We start from the raw sequence: 18125 nt of genomic DNA on the forward strand, positions 1-18125 counted from the left end.
TTTGCCCCGGCGCACCCGCCCATTTCCCTGGCGCGGCCCCTGAGGCGACGCCAAGGGTTCGCCCCTACCTGGCTTGTCGCCGTACTTCAGGATGCCCCGTGGATCTTCTGCAATTCTTGCTCGATAAAAACAACGTCTTCATCGTCGCCGTCGCCGTCATTTCCGGCGTGATGCTGGCCATCCCCGCGCTCCGCAAGGGGCGCAGCGGCTCGGCCGTCAGCACCGGCGAGGCCATCCAGATGGTCAACCAGCGCAATGCCGTCTGGGTCGACGTGCGTCCCGCCGAGCAGTTCCAGGCCGGCCATATCGCCCAGGCTCGCAACGTGCCGGCAGCCGACATCGAACAAAAGGCCGCGTCGCTGCCCAAGAACAAGCCGCTGGTCGTGGTTTGCGACAATGGACGCGATTCCGCCCGCGCCGCCGCCAAGCTGCGCGCGCAAGGTTTCACCGACGTGGTGCCGCTCGATGGCGGCATGCGCGCATGGTCGGCCGCCAGCCTGCCGGTTACCCAGAAGGGTTGAACCGGGGCGCCCGTCCCCTTCTTTCAAACCCGAATCGCAGGAGCGCCTATGAATAAAGTCGTCATGTACAGCAAGGACTATTGCCCTTATTGCGCCCGCGCCAAGGCGCTGCTCGAGCAACGCGGCGTGGCCGACCTGGAGATCATCCAGATCGACCGGGATCCGTCCCAGCGCGATGTCATGATCGAACGTACCGGCCGGCGCACCGTGCCGCAGATCTTCATCGGCGATACCCATGTCGGCGGTTGCGACGACTTGATGGCCCTGGACCGCTCGGGAGGCCTCGCCCCCTTGCTCAACGGCTAATCGCCCTTACTTTTGCCCCCTCCCACCAACGGAAACACTCATGGCTGATCAAGACCAAAACACCCAGCAAGAAGGCGGCAACGACGCGCCCTCGTTCAATCTGCAACGCGTCTACCTGAAAGACCTTTCGCTGGAAATGCCGAACGCGCCCCACGTCTTCCTGGAGCAAGAAGCGCCCCAGGTCGAAGTGAGCATCACCGTGGGCGGCCAGCGTCTGGCTGAAACCGTGTTCGAAACCACGGTCACCGTCACCGTCACCACCCGCATCAGCGACAAGGTCGTGTACCTGGTCGAAGGCACGCAAGCCGGCATCTTCGAAGCCGCCAACATCCCGGAAGAGCAGCTGGATCCGCTGCTGGGCATCGTCTGCCCGACGATGCTGTACCCGTACCTGCGCGCCAACATCGCCGATGCGATCACCCGCACCTCGATGCCGCCGCTGCACCTGACCGAAGTCAACTTCCAGGCCCTGTACGAACAGCGCCTGGCCGAACTGCAGCAGCAGCAAGGCGCCGCTAACGGCAATGGCAACAGCAACGGCAGCGACTCGGGCATCATCCTGCCCCCCAGCGCCACCCGCCAGTAAGCTCGCCGCGCCCCGATGAACAATCCCACAGAGCCGCGCCTGCGCGTCGCCGTCCTGGGTGCGGGAAGTTGGGGCACCGCGCTGGCGGCGGCCTCCAGCCGCCGCCACGCCACCCTGCTTTGGGCGCGCGACGCCGCGCAGGCTGCCAGCATGGCCGCCACGCACGAGAACGCGCGCTATCTGCCCGGCATTCCCCTGCCGCCGGCACTGAATATCTCCTCCGATCTCGACGCCACGCTGCGCAGCCTGCAAGACCAAGGCGCGCGCCGCCTGATCGTGCTGGGCGTGCCCGTGGCCGGGCTGACCGCCATTTGCGGCGAACTGTCGCGCCGGCTGCCCGCCTTGGGATTGCAGGACACCCCTATCGTCTGGACGTGCAAGGGCTTTGAAGCCGACACGGCCAGGCTGCCCCACGAAATCATGCGCGAGGCCCTGCCCGGCGCGGTCGGCGGCGCGCTGTCCGGCCCCTCATTCGCCCGCGAAGTCGCCCAGGGCCTGCCGGTGGCCCTGACGGTCGCCAGCACCAGCGCCGCCTTGCGCGACGCCACCACCGCCGCCTTCCATGGCGCCGCGCTGCGCGTCTACGCCAGCTCTGACCTGGTGGGCGTGGAAGTGGGCGGCGCCTTGAAGAACGTGATCGCGGTCGCCTGCGGCATCGGCGACGGACTGGCGCTGGGCACCAATGCCCGCGCCGCGCTGATCACCCGCGGCCTGGCCGAAATGACGCGCTTCGGCGTGGCGCTGGGCGCCCGCGCCGAGACCTTCGCCGGGTTGACCGGCCTGGGCGACCTGGTGCTGACCGCCACGGGCGAACTGTCGCGCAACCGCCGCGTGGGCCTGGAGATCGGCGCCGGCCGCAAGCTCGCCGACATCCTGGCCAGCGGCATCACGGCCGAAGGCGTGCGTTGCGCGCGTGCCGCCCTGGACCGGGCCCGCGCCATCAATGTCGAATTGCCCATCACTGAAGCCGTCTGCGCCGTGCTGTTCGACGGCGTGGCGCCCATGACCGCGGTGTCCGCCCTGCTGGCACGCGATGCGCGCGACGAAAGCGCGGACGCGGGCGGCCCGCTGGACCCGTCGCTGGGCGGCCATCTCTGACTCCCCCCCAACAACAAGACACCCGCACCGATTCCGAGGAGACATCCTTCATGACGCAAACCCGCAAACTCCGGGTCGGCCCGCTTCTGCGCGGCCTGTGCCTCAGCCTGGCAGCCGTGTTGCCGGCCGCCGCCCATGCCGACTGGCCCGACCATCCCATCCACATGGTCGTGCCCTTCCCGCCCGGATCGTCCCCCGACATCCTGGCGCGCACGATCTCGGAACCGCTGTCGCAGGCGCTGGGCCAGCCGATCGTCATCGACAACAAGCCGGGTGCGGGCGGCAACATCGGCACGCGCATCGTGTCGCAGGCCAAGCCCGACGGCTACACGCTGCTCTATACGATCAACGGGCCGCTGGTCACGGCGCCGACGCTGTACAAGAAGACGCTGGGCTACGACCCGCTTGCCGATCTGGCCCCCGTCACGTTGGTGGGCACCAGCCCCAACGTGCTGGTCGTGCCGGGCAGCCTGAAGGTCGATAACGTCCAGGACTTCGTCAAACTGGTCAAAGGCCGCGGCAATTCGCTGAACTACGGTTCCGTTGGCCCCGGCAGTTCGGCCCACCTGGCGATGGAGATGTTCAAGGAAAGCGCCGGCGTGGACCTGGCGCACATCCCCTACTCCGGATTCCCGCAAGTCATTACCGCCATCATCGGCGGCGACGTGCAGGCCGGCTTCATGGTGCCGGCGATTGCGGTGCCGCAAGCCCGCGACGGCAAGGTCAAGCTGCTGGCGGTGACCAGCCTGCAACCCAGCGAGGCGCTGCCGGGCATCCCGACGATGGCCTCGCAAGGCTATCCCAACTTCGAAGCCATTTCGTGGAATGCCGTGCTGGTTCCCGCCGGCACGCCGACGCCGATCATCGAACGGCTGAACAGCGAACTGGCCCGCATCATCGACAGCGAGGCCGTGCGCAAGCAGCTGGCCTTGCAATACTTCACCCCCGCGGCATCCACGCCGGAAGCCCTGACCGCCCGCATCAAGAACGAAAAGGCGCGCTGGGACCAGGTGATCGAGAAGCTGAAGCTGTCGCTGGATTAAGCGTCCTACACGCCGCCTTCGAAGCCTTGCTGGCGCCAGGCTTCGAACACCGTCACCGCGACCGCATTGGACAGGTTCAGGCTGCGCTGGCCCGCGCGCATCGGCAGCCGCAGGCGCTGCTGGGGCGCGAACATCGCTTGATGCTCCGCCGACAGCCCGGCCGTTTCGCGGCCGAACACGAACACGTCGCCCGGTTTGAAACCGATATCCGCCACACTGCGCTGCGCCTGCGTGGTCAGCGCGTAGATGCTCGAGGCGTCGGCGCCGGTGTCGTCCAGCGCCTCTTGCAGCGTGTCATGCACGCGCACGGGCTGCCACTCGTGATAGTCCAGGCCGGCGCGGCGCATGCGCGCGTCGTCCAGTTCAAAACCCAAAGGGCGCACCAGATGCAGTTGCGCGCCGGTATTGGCGCATAGCCGGATGGCGTTGCCGGTATTGGGGGGAATCTCGGGGCAGACGAGGATGACGTGAAACATGGCGGATAGGGACCAAGGACGGCGACGGCGCAAGATTGGCCGGGCAGCCGAATTGTCGCCGATTTGCCGTCGGGACGCCCTGCCCCCCGCCCGATCCCTGGCTCTTCAGCCCCTCGTCCCATAGCCATCGCCTTGTCTCAGGGCGTGCGCGCGGCCACCAGGATCGTCACGCTAGCCGCACCTGCCGCCAGCAAGGCGATTGCGGCCGCCTGGACCGTGCTGCCCGTGGTCATGACGTCGTCCACCACCGCCACGTGACGCCCGCGGACCTGGGGCGCCCCCGCGAACAGGCCCATCGCGCCGATCTGGCGGGCGCGTCGCCCCAGCGATGTCTGGCGGGGCGTTTCGCGAAGCCGCCGCAGCGCCCCGCGCGCCAGGGGTAGCGCCAGCTCGGCTGCCAGGCTCCGGGCGATTTCACCGGCCGGGTTCATGCCGCGCAGGCGCAGCGACGCACGGCCGGCGGGCACGGGCACCAGCAGGGCGTCCGCAGGCAGCCCGCCGCCACGCCGGACCTCGGCGGCCAGCAGCCGCGCCAGGACCGGCCCCATGCTCAGGCGCAGCCGGATCTTGAGCATCTGGATCAGGGCATCGGCGGGCGGCGCGTACTCGAAGGCCGCGAAGGTGCGTACGTAGGCCCGCGGCGCCCCCAGGCAGGCGGGGCACGTCGACGCGGTGGCGGGCAACCGCAGCGCACAGCAAGGACACCGGGGCCGGCCACGGGGCAAGGCGGTGATGTCGGCTTCGCAGCCGCCGCACAGCCGCGCGCCCGCCACTCGCGCGCCGCATAACGGGCAATCGCAACCGATCCGGGACCACAGCCGCCGCCCCATGCCTTGTAGGGGCAATCGGGCCCGGCCGCCGGGATGCGCAATAATGTGTGCCATCCCTCATGAAATCATGTTCCGCCCCGCGGCGAAGACGCGGGCGCGACCGAAATGTCCCTGCCAGAATCCGTACCGCTTCCCTCCCTTCCTCTCGTCAGTGCCGACGTGCCCCGGCAGTTCGCCCGCCGCGGCGACTTGTCCGATGCGCAATTCCTCTATGGGGAAGTGGCCCGCCGCATGCTCGGCCGCCTGCAGTACATCCGCGTGCAGCCTCAGGCGATGCTGGACGCGGGCTGCGGCGCAGGCGACAACCTGCCGCTGCTGCGCGAGCGCTATCCGGATGCCGCCTATACCGGACTGGATAACTGCGACCCGCTGCTGGAGCGGGCCCGCAAGCGCCATGCGCCCGCCGGCCTGGGCGCCTGGATCGGCAAGCTGGCCCGCCGCGGCCCGTCGGCCCCCGCTTTCATCAACGCCGACCTGGCGGATACCGGCCTGGCCCCCGAATCGCTGGAACTGGTGTGGTCGAACCTGGCCATGCACTGGCACCGGACCCCGCACGCAGTGCTGGCCGAATGGCGTCGCATTCTGAAAGTGGGCGGCCTGGCGATGTTCTCCTGTCTGGGACCTGCCACCCTGCGCGAACTGCGCCAGGCGTTGACCGATGCCGGCCTTGCGACCGCCACACCGTCCTTCGTGGACATGCATGACTTCGGCGATCTGCTGGTGGAAAACGGCTTTGCGGACCCGGTCATGGACCAGGAACTGCTGACCCTGACCTACCGCAGCCCCGAAAAGCTGCTGCAGGATGTCCGTGCATTGGGCGGGAATCCCGCCGAGGGCCGCCGAGGCGGGCTGGTCGGACGCGACTGGCGCGACCGCCTCTGCGCCGCGCTGGAAGCGCAACGCCGGCCCGACGGCCTGATCGCCTTGAGTATCGAAGTGGCCTATGGCCACGCCTGGCGTGCCGCCACGCACCGCACGGTGGCCGGGGAGACCCGGCTGTCGGTCAGCGCGATTGGCGGCCGGCACCGCGGAACCCCGTGAACCGGGGCCTCGCCACGGGGCCGCTTAGTGCAGGCGTTCCGGCAAGGGCACGCTGACCCCGGGTTCAGACGCCGACAAGGGCTGCATGGGCTCTGAGTTGGCGCGGATGCGCCGGCGCAGCACGGCCGTAGGCTCCGCCGGGGCAGCCCCGGCCGGCTCGCCACGCCAGGTGTGCGTCATGGCGTCCACCACCAGCGGCAAATCGCGCAGGCGATGGAACTGGCTGCGCAGCCAGCGGGCATCGTTGCCGCTGCGCATGGCTTCGTCGCGCAGGGTGGCGATCATGTCGCCCGTGCCCAGTTCTTCCGCCACAGGCATCAGCCGCTGGAACAACGCGCGCAGATGGTCCATCAGGCGCAGGCGCTGGCCTTCCGGCGTGACGTAGCTGCCCTGAAGGCCGAAACGGCAGGCCTGGAAGTGGTTGGTACGGTAAGACAGCCAGGCGTTGTCGCTGGGGTCGTCCTCGCGCATCAGCAAGACCGCCAAGGCCTGGGCGAAGGCCGCGATCTGGCAGGCGCGCTCGACCGTCAACGGCGTATCGCACACGCGGATCTCCACCGTGCCGAATTCCGGCTTCGGGCGGATGTCCCAGTACAGGTCTTTGATGCTCTCGGCCACGCCATAGGCGCGCAGTTGCGACAGGTGCGCCTCGAACTGGTACCAGTCCTTGACCTCGGGCGGCATATGGCCAGCCAGCGGGAAGCTGTTCACCGCATTCAGGCGCGAGCACGAAAACAGGGTATCGACACCCTCGCAATACGGGGACGAGGCCGACAACGCGATGAAGTGCGGCACATACGGGGACAGGCGACGCAACAGTTTGATAGAGTCGTCGCCGCTTTTCACACCCAGGTGGATGTGCTGACCGAAAACCGTAAATTGACGCGCCAGGTAACCGTACATTTCGGCCAGGTACTGGAAGCGCGGCGTATCCGAGATGGAGCGCTCTTGCCAGCGCATGAAGGGATGGGCGCCGCCGCCGGCAACCGCCACGCCGACTGCGTCGGCCGCTTCCACCAGGGCGTCGCGCATTTCGCGCATTTCGGCCAAGAGGCCCATGGGGTGCTCATGCACCGAGGAATTCAGTTCGATCATGGACCGCGTGATTTCCGGTTTAACGCGGTCGGCAATGGGATGGTTGGCCATTTGGGCCAGCAGCTCGTCAGAGGCTGCGGTCAAATCAAAACTACGGGGGTCGATCAGTTGCAGCTCGAGTTCGATGCCCAAGGTGTTGGGGGCCGACGAAATGAACGGGATCTGTTCCATCTCGGACTCCTTTGAATGTTTGATGAGGGACGCACCGTTCGACCTTGAAGCCCGGCAACTTCCCGGGGGGCACTAGACGGCGACTTGTGAACGCATGATAGCCGCAGGTTTGTGGCAAAACGATTGAAAATCGTGACATTTGTGTGCAACATCGCGATGCAATCGGTTTTACCCTCTGAAGCGCGGTGAGCAAGCGCTCACAACATAGAAATGGCGCGGGTTGCGGGCCGATGGCGGCCGGAATCGCAGTGGGGAAGCGGTTTTCGAGACCGGGTGGGATAACCCTGATTCGGGTTATCCCTGATGAAATTCCGGGCCCGGTGGCCCTTATTTACGCCAGAAAATCGGCGTGAACAGCACCAGGACGGTCAGTAGTTCCAGGCGTCCGATCAGCATGGCGAAGGTGCAGACCCAAATCTGGAAATCGGACAACACGGAAAAATTGCCCATGGGTCCGACCGGCCCAAGGCCCGGCCCCGTATTGTTGATCATGGCGAAAACGGCCGAGAACGCGGTGATGGGATCCAAGCCCGATAGCAGCAGCAGGCTAGTGAAGACGGCAATGGACAGGCCGTAGAACAGCATGAAAGCCAACACCGAGGACATCGTGCGCGTTTCTACCGCCCGGTCGTTAATGCGCACCGGGCTGACCGCATGCGGATGCAACATTGTTACCAGTTCATTGCGCGCCTGCTTGACCAGCAAAATGGCGCGGATCATCTTGATCCCCCCGCCTGTGGAACCTGCCGACGTGGCAAAGCCCGACAGCAACAGCATGGTCAGCGGCGCGAACAAGGGCCACTGGGCAAAGTCCGTATTGGCGTAACCCGTGGTGGTGGCCATGGAAATGGTGTTGAACATGCCATAACGCAACGCTTCCAGCGGCTCGGCGTAGACGCCTTTGATATACAGGAACACTGAAATCACCAGGCCTGCGCCAAGCACGACCACCAGGTAGGGAATGGCTTGTGGGCATTGGATGTACGCGCTAGCGCTGCGCTGGCGGAACGCGTTGAAATGGGTGGCGAAATTGATGCCGGCGATCACCATAAACACCATGGCAACCATTTCCACCGCCACGGAATCGAAATGCGCGAAGCCGTCATCCCACGTGGAAAATCCCCCCAGTCCCATCGTGGTGGCCATGTGGCACCACGCCTCGAACCACGACAGGCCCACCGCGCGATATGCCAGGAAACAGAGTATTGAAAACACGAAGTACACCGCGTACAACGCCTTCGCGGTGCTGGCGATGCGCGGCGTAAGCCGTTCGTCCTTCATGGGACCGGGCGTCTCAGCCCGCACAACCTGATGTCCGCCGACGCCAAGCAGGGGCAAAATCGCCACTGCCAGCACCAGGATCCCCATGCCACCGATCCAGACCAGCGTAGCGCGCCATAAATTGATGGACGCCGGCAACCCGTCAAGATTGCTCAGCACGGTAGCCCCCGTCGTGGTCAATCCCGACATGGCTTCGAAATAAGCCAGGGTGAACGACAGCGGCAAGCCCGCCCCGTGAAAGTAGAGCAGTAGAGGGATCGCCGCCAGCAACGGCAGGCCCGCCCACACCGCCGACACCAGCACAAAACCGTCGCGAGCGCGCAATTCGCAGCGGCTGCGCCGCGTCACTGCGGCGATCGCACCGCCGATACCCATCGAAAGCAAGAATCCATTCAAGAAGGCGCTACGCGCGGCGTCGCCCCCTACGTATGCGACCATCAAGGGGATCAGCATGGTGAGGGCGAACATCACCATGGTCAGGCCCAGGATATAGAGGGTGCCCAGAACGCGCTTCATGGGGCCTATCCTGCGGCGCGCGGCCCGCGGCGGTGTATGGGGTGGGTGCGCATCAGAAGAACGACGCCGACACTTGGAACAGCTTTTCCACGCGCGGCATCTGCCGGCGCGACGGCACGAAGACGATCACGTGATCGTCCGTTTCGATCACGGTGTCTGCGTCCGGCAGAATGATTTCGTCGCCACGAACCAGCGCGCCAATGCTGGCCCCCTTGGGCAGGCTGATCTGCCCCACCGCCCGGCCCACGACCTTGGAGGTCGAGCGGTCGCCGTGGGCGATGGCCTCCAGGGCCTCGGCCACGCCCTGGCGCAGGCGGTGCACGGCCGCGACGTCGCCGCGGCGCACGTGGCGCAGCAGCTCGCTCATCGTCGCCTGCGACGGCGACACGGCGATATCGATGTGGCTGCCCTGCATCAATTCGCCATACGCCTGCCGGTTGATCAGGGCGATCACCTTGCGGGCGCCCAGGCGCTTGGCCAGCAGCGACGACATGATGTTGTCTTCGTCGTCGCTGGTCAGCGCCAGCCACGTGTCCATGTCTTCGATGTTCTCGCGTTCCAACAGGGCTTCGTCCGTGCCGCTGCCGTGCAGGACCAGCACGCTGTCGGGCAACTGGGTCGCCAGGTATTCGCAGCGCTTGAGGTCGCGTTCGATGATGCGGACGCTGTATTTTTCTTCGGCTAGCTGGCGCGCCAGGCGCAGGCCGATGTTGCCGCCGCCCGCGATCATCACGCGGCGCACGGCACGCTCGGCTTCGCGCAATTGGCGCACGGCGCGGCGCGCATCGCGTGAATCCACCACCAGCACGACCTCGTCGCCCGGGGCGATGACGGTGCCGCTACCCGCCCGCAGCGGCCGGCCGCCGCGCAGCACGTCGATCACACGCGCCTTCACGTCGGGCCAGACGTCGCGCAGCTTGTCGACAGAGGAATGCGCCATCGGGCTGCCATGCCCCACCCGCACGGTCACCACGCAAACGCGGCCTTCGGCGAATTCCACGACCTGCAAGGCCTCAGGGAATTCGATCAGGCTGTGCAGATAGGTGGTGACGCTGCGTTCGGGGCTGATCAGGGCGTCGATGCAAAAGCCCTCTTCGCTCATCAGTTCCGGGTGTTCCGGGAACTCGGCCGAGCGGATGCGGGCAATGCGGCGGGGGATGTTGAACAGCTGGCGGGCGATCTTGCACGCCACCATATTGGCCGTGTCGGAGGCCGCACAGGCAATGAACAAGTCGGTGTCGACCGCGCCGGCAGCTTCCAACACCGACACCTGCGAGCCGTCGCCATGGACGACACGCAGGTCGAAGTGTTCTTGCAAGTACCGAAGTTGCGTGGCGTCGGTATCCACCACGGTGATGTCGTTTTCTTCGGACACCAGGTTTTCGGCCACGCTGGTGCCTACGCGACCAGCGCCCATGATCAAGATCTTCATGTGCTGCGCTTGCGCGCCGACTCGATGCCCAATTGCTTGAGCTTGCGGTAGAGGTGAGTGCGTTCCAACCCGGTGCGTTCGGACACGCGCGTCATGCTGTGGCTTTCGCGGACCAGGTGGTATTCAAAATAGATGCGCTCGAATTCGTCGCGCGCTTCGCGCAGCGGCTGGTCCAGCGAAATGCTGCCCAGCTGGCCGTTGGACGTGACCGGCACTTCGTTGGGCGGCGCCGCGGCCAGGACCGGGGGGTCGAGCTCGTCTTCCAGCGCCACGGTGGCGTTGGCGGTGGCCGGATGCACGGCGGCAGGCGCCGGATGCGGGGCGCGCCCGCGCGCCAATCCCGCCGCGACGGTCTTCAGCAGACGTTGCAGCGTGATCGGTTTTTCCAGGAAATCCATGGCGCCGATGCGCGTGGCCTCGACCGCCGTGTCGATGGTGGCGTGGCCGCTCATCATGATCACGGGCATATCGAGCAGGCCTTGCGAGCCCCACTCTTTCAGCAGGCTCACGCCATCGGTGTCGGGCATCCAGATGTCCAGCAACACCAGATCAGGACGCATGCGAAGGCGTGCGGCGCGCGCTTGCGCCGCGTTTTCGGCCAACTCGACCGTGTGTCCTTCGTCGTAAAGGATCTCCGACAAAAGCTCGCGTATACCGACTTCGTCGTCAACCACCAGAATTCTGGCCATAAAGCATCCACCTATTGCGTAGCCGCATTATCCTTTTCTTGCGCGGTCGCGTCCATAGTATCTGCCCCGGGAGCCAACCGGGTCAACAAGATGGAAATCCGCGCGCCTCCTTCCTTGCGGTTGGCAAGGTCGATACGTCCGCCATGCTCTTCCACAATCTTGCGTACGATAGCCAATCCTAACCCAGTCCCGTGGGACTTGGTGGTTACGTAGGGCTCGAACGCGCGCTGCATCACCTGCGGCGGGAAGCCCGGCCCGGTGTCGGCAACGGTAAATCTCAGTGCCTGCTGATCGGCCCGGTCAGGCTGTTCGCTGCGCATCAGTTGGGTCGTCACGCTGACCCGCCCCTCGCCGCCCAGTTCGGCGATTGCGTCGCGGGCGTTGGACATCAGGTTGTGGATCACCTGGCGAAGCTGCGTCGGATCGCCTTCGATCGCCGGCAGGTCCGCCCCCAGGTTCACGTCCAGGTTCAGCGCCTTGCCGGTCAGGCGGGACGAACCGCCGTCCGGTTCCCAGCCGTACAGCGACAGCACGTCGGCCACCAGCGCGTTGAAATCGATGCGCTGCATGACAGCCGGCGGCGTGCGGGCGTACTCGCGGAAATCGTCCACCATCTGCTTGAGCGACGCCACCTGGTTGACGATGGTGTTGGTGGAACGCTCGACGATCTGCGCCTCGGCCGGCTGCAGCTTGCCTTCCAGCTTCATGGCCAGGCGCTCGGCCGACAGCTGGATGGGGGTCAGCGGGTTCTTGATCTCGTGCGCCAGCCGGCGGGCCACTTCGCCCCAGGCCACGGTCCGGTTGGCCGAAATCACTTCGGTAATATCGTCGAACACGACCAGATACCCGTTGCCGCGCCCGTCCACCCGCAGGTGGGTGCCGCGCGCCAGCAGGGTCAGCGGCTGCGGCGCGGCGGGCGCGTCGCCCTGGGCCGGGCTGATTTCGAACTGCTGTTGCCAGTGCTGGCGCTCGGACCCCACGGCCGCGTGGGTCGAAAACGCCTGGCGGACGATATTGGCGAATTCCAGCATGCCGTCCACGGTTTCCAGCGGACGGCCGATCACCGACCGCAGATCCACCCCCAGGATGGTTTGGGCGCCCTGGTTGACCGTGGTGACGCGGAACGATTCGTCAAAGACCAGCACCCCGGACGACAGGTTGGACAGCACGCTTTCCAGATAGACGTTGGACCGCTCCAGCTGCTGGCGGTTGCTTTCGACCATGCGCCGGGCCTCGTCCAGCTGGCGCGTCATGGCGTTGAACGACCGCGTCAACTGGCCGACTTCGTCGCGCTCGGGCGGCTCGGGCAGCGGGCGGTAGTCGCCCACGCCCACGGCTTGGGTGCCGCCGGCCAGGCTCAGCAACGGCCGCACCAGGCGCTTGGACAGCGATAGCGCCACCGCGATGGCGCCGAACGCGGCCAGCAGCAGCGCCAGCGTCAGCGTGATGCCGTAGAGCTTGCGCAGCCCCAGGCGGGATAGCGCAAGCTCTTGGTAGTCGCGAAAGCCCTGCTGCACCAGATTGGCGTTGTGCGCGATCTGCTCCGGCACGGGTTGCAGCAATTGCAGCCAGCGCGGTTCGGACGCCGCGCCCAGCAGGTTGTCGTAGCGGTCGGGCCCGGTCAGCGGAATCACCACGCGCAGGTGCAGGCCGCCCTCGGCGCCCGCCGTGACCGGGTCATCGGCCTCGGCGGCGGAATAGCCGCGCGCCAGCCGCAGCTGGTTCATGACCGTCGACGGCGGCATTGCGGGCAGCAACTGGCCATATTGGCTGGTGGAAAACGCCACCATGCGCCCGCCACCGGTGAACACCATGGCCTCTTGCACGCCATTGGTTTCGCGCAGCCGGGTCAAGGCCAGCATCACGCCGCTGTCGGTGCTGCGGTTCAACTCCATCGCCATGGAGCGCGCGCGCGCATCCAGGTCGGCCAGCAGCGAATCCAGCGCGGCGCGGCCCAGGTTCAGGCCCGCCTCCAGCGCCGTGTCCACCCGCACGTTGAACCAGGATTCGATGGAGCGCGACATGAACTGCACCGACACGGTGTAGATCAAGGCGCCGGGGACCACGCCGATCAGCGCGAACGCCAGCGAAAAGCGCGCCGTCAGGCGGGCGCCGAACTGGCGGCGCCGGATCTGGCGCGCCAGCCGCACCGTCAGCGCCACCACCCAGATAAAGAGCGCAAGCGCGAAAATGCCGTTCAGCACCAGCAGCGTGTCGTAGTAGCGCGCAAAGCGCGAGGCATTGCCCGTGGACCATGCCAGCAACCCCAGCAACGCCAGGCCGCTTACGGCACCCACCATCAGGGCCAGCCGGAGCAACAGCCTCATGAGGGATCTTTCTCCTTGCCGCTCAGCGTGAACGAGAAGTCCATCCAGGGAGTCCCCTGCGCCCACGAGCTGCTGTTCAAGGCGTTCACCTGGAACGGTCGGGGCAAGAGCGAGGTGTCCAGGCGCAGCCGGAGCTGACCGCCGTACAGCACCCCTTCGTCGAAGTCGCCGGCATCCGCCACCGACCAGTTGCGGATGTGGCGGATGACGCTCATGGCGTCGTCCAGCGACGCCACCGGGAAGGACAGTTCGCCCACGCCCGCGCGCCATTGCCGGGTCAGGGCGTTATAGACGACCCGCCACGTGCGGGACGTGTCGACCAAGGACTTGTCGAACCACCACCAGCGCTCCTGCGTCATGGTGAGGTCGGCCGTGAAATACAGGGGGACGCCGCGCTGGGCCGCGTCCCGCAACTGCTGGTTCAGTTCGAATTCGATGTCCGCGTCGATCTCCAGGCGGCCGTTGCGCACGACCGGCTCGACCCGCACGACCTTCGGTTCGGCGCCATATACCTCGCCGCCCGGCACCAGGGAAAGCAAGGCGGATACCAGCAACAACCCAAGAAATAAACGCGAAATGATGGACATACGACACCGAAACACCGTCATGCCCCTATTCTTGGTGATTCAGGACTGCTTGGCAAACAGGGCGTAGAAAAACCCGTCATGTTGGGCTGCCGGTGTTGCATCGACCGCAACAGGCAGCAATTGGCCTGGAGCGTCCAGCCGCTGGGCCTCGGGGTGGCGCTGCAGGAACTCCAGGGCCTGGCGCGCGCCTTCGATCGGGAAGACCGAGCACGTCACATAGAGCAAGCGGCCGCCGGGCGCGACGGTCTGCCACAGCGAATCCAGGATCTTGGCCTGCAGCGTGGCCGTGCGGCGCACATCGTTTTCGCGGCGCAGCCAGCGGATGTCGGGGTGGCGGCGCACGATGCCCGACGCCGTGCAAGGCACGTCCGCCAGCACCGCGTCAAACGGCTTGCCGTCCCACCAGGCGTCCAGGTCGGACGCGTCGGCGGCTTGCAGCTGGACGCGTTTGCTGGCCAGGCCCAGGCGGTCCAGGTTCTGCTCCACCCGTTCCAGCCGTTCGCCGTCGGCGTCCAGCGCCACCAGGTCGATATCAGCCAGCTCCAGCAGGTGGGCGGTCTTGCCGCCAGGCGCCGAGCAGGCGTCCAGCACACGCATGCCGTCGGCCGGCGCCAGCAGTTCGGCCGCCAGCTGCGCGCCGGCGTCCTGCACCGACCACCAGCCTTCCGCGAAACCGGGCAATTGGGTCACGGGTTTGGGGCTGCTCATCACGAGGCCCGCCTGGCCCACCGGTTCCGCCGACAGGCCGGCGTCCTGGAAGGCCGCCAGCACCTGCTCGCGGCTGGCGCGGCGGCGGTTCACGCGCAAGGTCAGCGGGGCGGGCACGTTGGCCGAAGCCAGGATCTCGCGCCATTGCTGCGGATAGGCCACGCCCAGTTGCTTGACCCACCAGCCGGGGTGGTTCCATTGGGCCTCGGGGCTATCGGCCACCGCAGCTTCCAGCGCCGCACGCTCGCGCAGGAAACGGCGCAGGCAGGCGTTGAGCATGCCCTTGAAGGAGGCCAGCGCGCGGGTATTGGACGCAGCCGTCACGGCCTGGTCCACCACCGTGTGCGGGGCGTATACCGGCATGCCGGGCAGCGCGGAGGCGGCGTCGCCCTCTTCTTTCAGCAAGGTCAGGGACACCAGCAGCAGCGATTCGAACAGCACGCTGGGATAGCGCTGGACGAGTTCGCGGCCCACGGCGTCGGCCCAGCCCAGATAGCGCATCGCATGGAACGACACGGCCTGGGTGGCCGGGCGCAGGGCGGAACTGACGTCCGTCAACGCGTCCGTCAGGGAACGGCCGTCCAGCACGCCCTCGACCACCCCCGCGCTGGAAAGAAGAACGGAGGAAAGCGGGGGGGCCAGATGGGGGGAGTCGGAACGCGTGGACATGGTGGGAATTCAGAGGATAAGACCGATATGGTAGCCGGACCTGGACGAATGGCCGCGCGCGCGTCAAACTGGCCCCTCCCCGGGAGCGCTTTCTTCATGACCACCGCCACGCTGCTACTGTTCATCCTGGCTTCGGCCGTCGCTATCGTGACGCCGGGCCCCACGACCCTGCTGGCCCTGAGCAACGGCTCACGCCATGGCGTGCGCGCGGCGGGCTGGGGGATGGCCGGCGCCGTGCTGGCGGACCTGATCCTGGTCGGTGCCGTGGCCTCCGGCCTGGGCGTGGTGCTGGCGGCGTCCGAAGTCGCCTTCCAGCTCATCAAATGGGTGGGCGCGGCATATCTGGCCTATCTGGGCTGGAAGATGCTGCGCTCGGACGCGGCGCTGATCCTGCCGTCGGCCGCGGCCGGCGCGGACCGGCCCGTGGGCCTGGCGCTGGGGCTGCGCAGCTTCATGGTGGCGCTGACCAACCCCAAGGCGCTGCTGTTCATGTCGGCCTTCCTGCCCCAGTTCATCGACCCGCAAGCACCGCTGGCGACCCAGTACGCCATCGTGGCCTGCGTCCTGGCCACCATCAATATCTTGACGATGCTGGTCTACGCCACGCTGGGCGCCCAACTGGTGCGCGCCTTCCAGGGGTCGGGCCTGCGCTGGCTGAACCGCGTGTGCGGCAGCCTGATGATCGGACTGGCAGGAACGCTGGCACTGTACCGGCGCGGGGCGCCGTAGGGCATTGCGGACTTCGATTAAAAAAGGGACAGACCTTTCGCCACCCGGTCCCCCTCATTGCTGGCGAGGCGTTGCCGCGTCCGGTACCGAGCCCTGCCGCGCCATGGAACCCGGTTTGCTATCGTGCCCTACGGCATTGCCGTATAATCCTCCGCGTCCCCGCAGTTGCTGCTCCCCGCGCATCGCATGAATCCAGGCGATGGCCAGAGGCGGCGCTGCCCGTAAATTGAAAGAGTCATGAAGAAAGCAGCTCCGCCGGCGCTTCCCGCCCGGTGGCAGGCGTCGCATATCAGCGAAGCGCGCAGCCGCGTCGGTTTGCCGCAAGCGGATTTCGCGCAATTGCTGGGCGTCAGCGTGCGCACCTTGCAGGATTGGGAACAGGGCCGCCGCCATCCGTCGGGCGCGGCTCAGACCCTGCTGCAAGTGGCCATCCTCCACCCGGAAACGCTGCGCGACCTGCCGCCCCGCCACCCAGGCAAACCCGCCTAAACCCGAATATTTGACGAATACCCCGCCGCACCGCATGAGCCGGTGCGCGAACCTACGGTGAACCAGATTGGAAATTCTTGAGCAATCCCGGCCCGGCAAAGGCGCCGGCACTTCCGTCAGTAATGACAGCGGCTCGACGCTGCAGGCCATCACGGCCGCCGCGAAGGGCGCGGATCCGGGTCGCGCGCCGCGCGTGGGATTCGTGTCGCTGGGGTGTCCGAAAGCCCTGGTCGACTCCGAACGCATCCTGACGCAACTGCGCACCGAAGGGTACGAAGTCACGCCCGAATACAACGACGCGGACGTCGTCGTCGTCAACACCTGTGGATTCATCGACAGCGCCAAGGCGGAATCGCTGGAAGCCATCGGCGAAGCGCTTGCCGAGAACGGCCGCGTCATCGTCACCGGCTGCATGGGCGTCGAGGAATCGGTGATCCGCCAGGTGCACCCCAGCGTGCTGTCGGTGACCGGCCCCCAGCAGTATGAAGAGGTGGTACGCGCCGTGCACGACGCCGCCCCGCCCAAGAAAGACCACAACCCCTATCTGGACCTGGTGCCTCCGCAAGGCGTCAAGCTCACGCCGCGCCACTACGCCTACCTGAAGATCTCGGAAGGCTGTAATCACCGCTGCAGCTTCTGCATCATCCCGTCGATGCGCGGCGACCTGGTCAGCCGCCCGGTGGGCGACGTGCTAAGCGAAGCCGAGCGCCTGGTCAAGGCTGGCGTGAAGGAAATGCTGGTGATCTCGCAAGACACCAGCGCCTACGGCGTGGACGTGAAGTTCCGCAGCGGCTTCTGGAACGGCCGCCCCGTCAAGACCCGCATGACCGAGCTCTGCCTGGCCTTGTCCGAAATGGGCGTCTGGACGCGCCTGCACTATGTGTACCCGTACCCGCACGTGGACGAAGTGATCCCGCTGATGGCGCAAGGCAAGATCCTGCCGTACCTGGACATCCCCTTCCAGCACGCCAGCCCGCGCATCCTGAAGGCCATGAAGCGCCCGGCCTTCGAAGACAAGACCCTGGCGCGCATCAAGCGCTGGCGCGAAATCTGCCCTGACCTGACCATCCGTTCGACCTTCATCGTCGGCTTCCCCGGCGAAACCGAGGAAGACTTCCAGTACCTGCTGGACTGGATGCAGGAAGCGCAGCTGGACCGCGTGGGCTGCTTCCAGTATTCGCCGGTGGAAGGCGCGCCCGCGAACCTGCTGGACAACCCCGTGCCGGATGACGTGAAGCAAGACCGCTGGGAACGCTTCATGGAATTGCAGCAGGGGATCTCGACCGCGCGCCTGGCCCGCAAGGTCGGCCGCGAGATCGACGTGCTGATCGATGAAGTGGACGAAGACGGCGCCGTCGGCCGCAGCAGCGCCGACGCGCCCGAAATCGATGGCTGTGTCTACGTCAGTTCGGACAAGCCGCTTGCGGCAGGCGACATGGTGCGCGTGCGCGTCACCGATTCCGACGAATACGACCTCTGGGGCGACGCGATCTGATCGATGCGGCAAGGCTCAGGCCAGCGCTGCAACACA

Annotated in this window: 18 protein-coding genes; 9 read left to right on the forward strand and 9 right to left on the reverse strand. The window is 66.5% G+C overall.

Features of this window, described 5'->3' with window-relative positions:
- The first annotated feature begins 98 nt into the window (after positions 1-98).
- From HG262_RS13895 to HG262_RS13915, 5 genes are read left to right on the forward strand one after another with little or no spacing between them, the layout of a single operon-like run.
- Complete coding sequence (locus tag HG262_RS13895; protein ID WP_169271583.1) at positions 99-521, forward strand: rhodanese-like domain-containing protein; 423 nt, start codon at positions 99-101, stop codon at positions 519-521.
- Positions 522-569: 48 nt separating this feature from the next.
- Complete coding sequence (grxC, locus tag HG262_RS13900; RefSeq protein WP_006224674.1) at positions 570-827, forward strand: glutaredoxin 3; 258 nt, start codon at positions 570-572, stop codon at positions 825-827.
- Between the two features lie 40 nt (positions 828-867).
- On the forward strand, positions 868-1413 hold the full coding sequence (gene secB, locus HG262_RS13905) for a protein-export chaperone SecB (RefSeq protein WP_169271584.1): 546 nt from the start codon (positions 868-870) through the stop codon (positions 1411-1413).
- 15 nt (positions 1414-1428) lie between these two features.
- Positions 1429-2511: an NAD(P)H-dependent glycerol-3-phosphate dehydrogenase gene (locus HG262_RS13910; protein WP_169271585.1), complete on the forward strand. Its 1083-nt coding sequence runs from the start codon at positions 1429-1431 to the stop codon at positions 2509-2511.
- A 50-nt stretch (positions 2512-2561) separates the two neighbouring features.
- Positions 2562-3554, forward strand: coding sequence for a tripartite tricarboxylate transporter substrate binding protein (locus tag HG262_RS13915; RefSeq protein WP_169271586.1), 993 nt, complete (start codon positions 2562-2564; stop codon positions 3552-3554).
- Between the two features lie 5 nt (positions 3555-3559).
- On the opposite strand, the gene HG262_RS13920 is transcribed toward HG262_RS13915, so the two are convergent.
- A complete protein-coding gene (locus HG262_RS13920) occupies positions 3560-4030 on the reverse strand; it encodes a tRNA (cytidine(34)-2'-O)-methyltransferase (RefSeq protein WP_088588732.1) in 471 nt (156 codons plus the stop codon).
- A 137-nt stretch (positions 4031-4167) separates the two neighbouring features.
- On the reverse strand, positions 4168-4713 hold the full coding sequence (locus HG262_RS13925) for a phosphoribosyltransferase family protein (protein WP_248293355.1): 546 nt from the start codon (positions 4711-4713) through the stop codon (positions 4168-4170).
- Between the two features lie 252 nt (positions 4714-4965).
- Here HG262_RS13925 and HG262_RS13930 point away from each other — a divergent pair, with 252 nt between their 5' ends.
- The gene (locus HG262_RS13930) at positions 4966-5901 is read left to right on the forward strand and encodes a methyltransferase domain-containing protein (RefSeq protein ID WP_169271587.1); all 936 of its coding nucleotides are present in this window, start codon (positions 4966-4968) and stop codon (positions 5899-5901) included.
- Between the two features lie 24 nt (positions 5902-5925).
- Here the strand turns inward: HG262_RS13930 and HG262_RS13935 are convergent, their stop codons facing one another.
- The 7 genes from HG262_RS13935 to rsmB form a co-directional block, all read right to left on the reverse strand.
- Positions 5926-7167: a YbdK family carboxylate-amine ligase gene (locus HG262_RS13935; RefSeq protein WP_169271588.1), complete on the reverse strand. Its 1242-nt coding sequence runs from the start codon at positions 7165-7167 to the stop codon at positions 5926-5928.
- 327 nt (positions 7168-7494) lie between these two features.
- Entirely contained in the window at positions 7495-8964 is a 1470-nt protein-coding gene (locus HG262_RS13940; RefSeq protein WP_169271589.1) for a potassium transporter TrkG, read from the reverse strand.
- Positions 8965-9016: 52 nt separating this feature from the next.
- Complete coding sequence (trkA, locus tag HG262_RS13945; protein ID WP_169271590.1) at positions 9017-10396, reverse strand: Trk system potassium transporter TrkA; 1380 nt, start codon at positions 10394-10396, stop codon at positions 9017-9019.
- The gene (locus tag HG262_RS13950; RefSeq protein WP_169271591.1) at positions 10393-11085 is read right to left on the reverse strand and encodes a response regulator; all 693 of its coding nucleotides are present in this window, start codon (positions 11083-11085) and stop codon (positions 10393-10395) included. The genes trkA and HG262_RS13950 overlap by 4 nt, the downstream gene beginning before the upstream one ends.
- An 11-nt stretch (positions 11086-11096) precedes the next feature.
- The gene (locus HG262_RS13955) at positions 11097-13412 is read right to left on the reverse strand and encodes an ATP-binding protein (protein ID WP_169271592.1); all 2316 of its coding nucleotides are present in this window, start codon (positions 13410-13412) and stop codon (positions 11097-11099) included.
- Positions 13409-14020, reverse strand: a complete 612-nt coding sequence (locus HG262_RS13960; protein WP_169271593.1) for a DUF4390 domain-containing protein — start codon at positions 14018-14020, stop codon at positions 13409-13411. The genes HG262_RS13955 and HG262_RS13960 overlap by 4 nt, the downstream gene beginning before the upstream one ends.
- 18 nt (positions 14021-14038) lie before the next feature.
- On the reverse strand, positions 14039-15376 hold the full coding sequence (gene rsmB / locus HG262_RS13965; protein WP_169271594.1) for a 16S rRNA (cytosine(967)-C(5))-methyltransferase RsmB: 1338 nt from the start codon (positions 15374-15376) through the stop codon (positions 14039-14041).
- A gap of 96 nt (positions 15377-15472) precedes the next feature.
- On the opposite strand from rsmB, the gene HG262_RS13970 reads away from it, so the two are divergent.
- From HG262_RS13970 to rimO, 3 genes are all read left to right on the forward strand, one after another.
- Complete coding sequence (locus tag HG262_RS13970) at positions 15473-16105, forward strand: LysE family translocator (RefSeq protein ID WP_169271595.1); 633 nt, start codon at positions 15473-15475, stop codon at positions 16103-16105.
- Between the two features lie 237 nt (positions 16106-16342).
- Complete coding sequence (locus HG262_RS13975) at positions 16343-16594, forward strand: helix-turn-helix domain-containing protein (RefSeq protein WP_169271596.1); 252 nt, start codon at positions 16343-16345, stop codon at positions 16592-16594.
- A gap of 148 nt (positions 16595-16742) precedes the next feature.
- Positions 16743-18089, forward strand: coding sequence for a 30S ribosomal protein S12 methylthiotransferase RimO (gene rimO, locus HG262_RS13980; protein ID WP_169271633.1), 1347 nt, complete (start codon positions 16743-16745; stop codon positions 18087-18089).
- Positions 18090-18125: the final 36 nt, after the last annotated feature.

It is taken from the genome of Achromobacter sp. Bel (assembly GCF_012928505.1).
Taxonomy (GTDB): domain Bacteria; phylum Pseudomonadota; class Gammaproteobacteria; order Burkholderiales; family Burkholderiaceae_B; genus Achromobacter.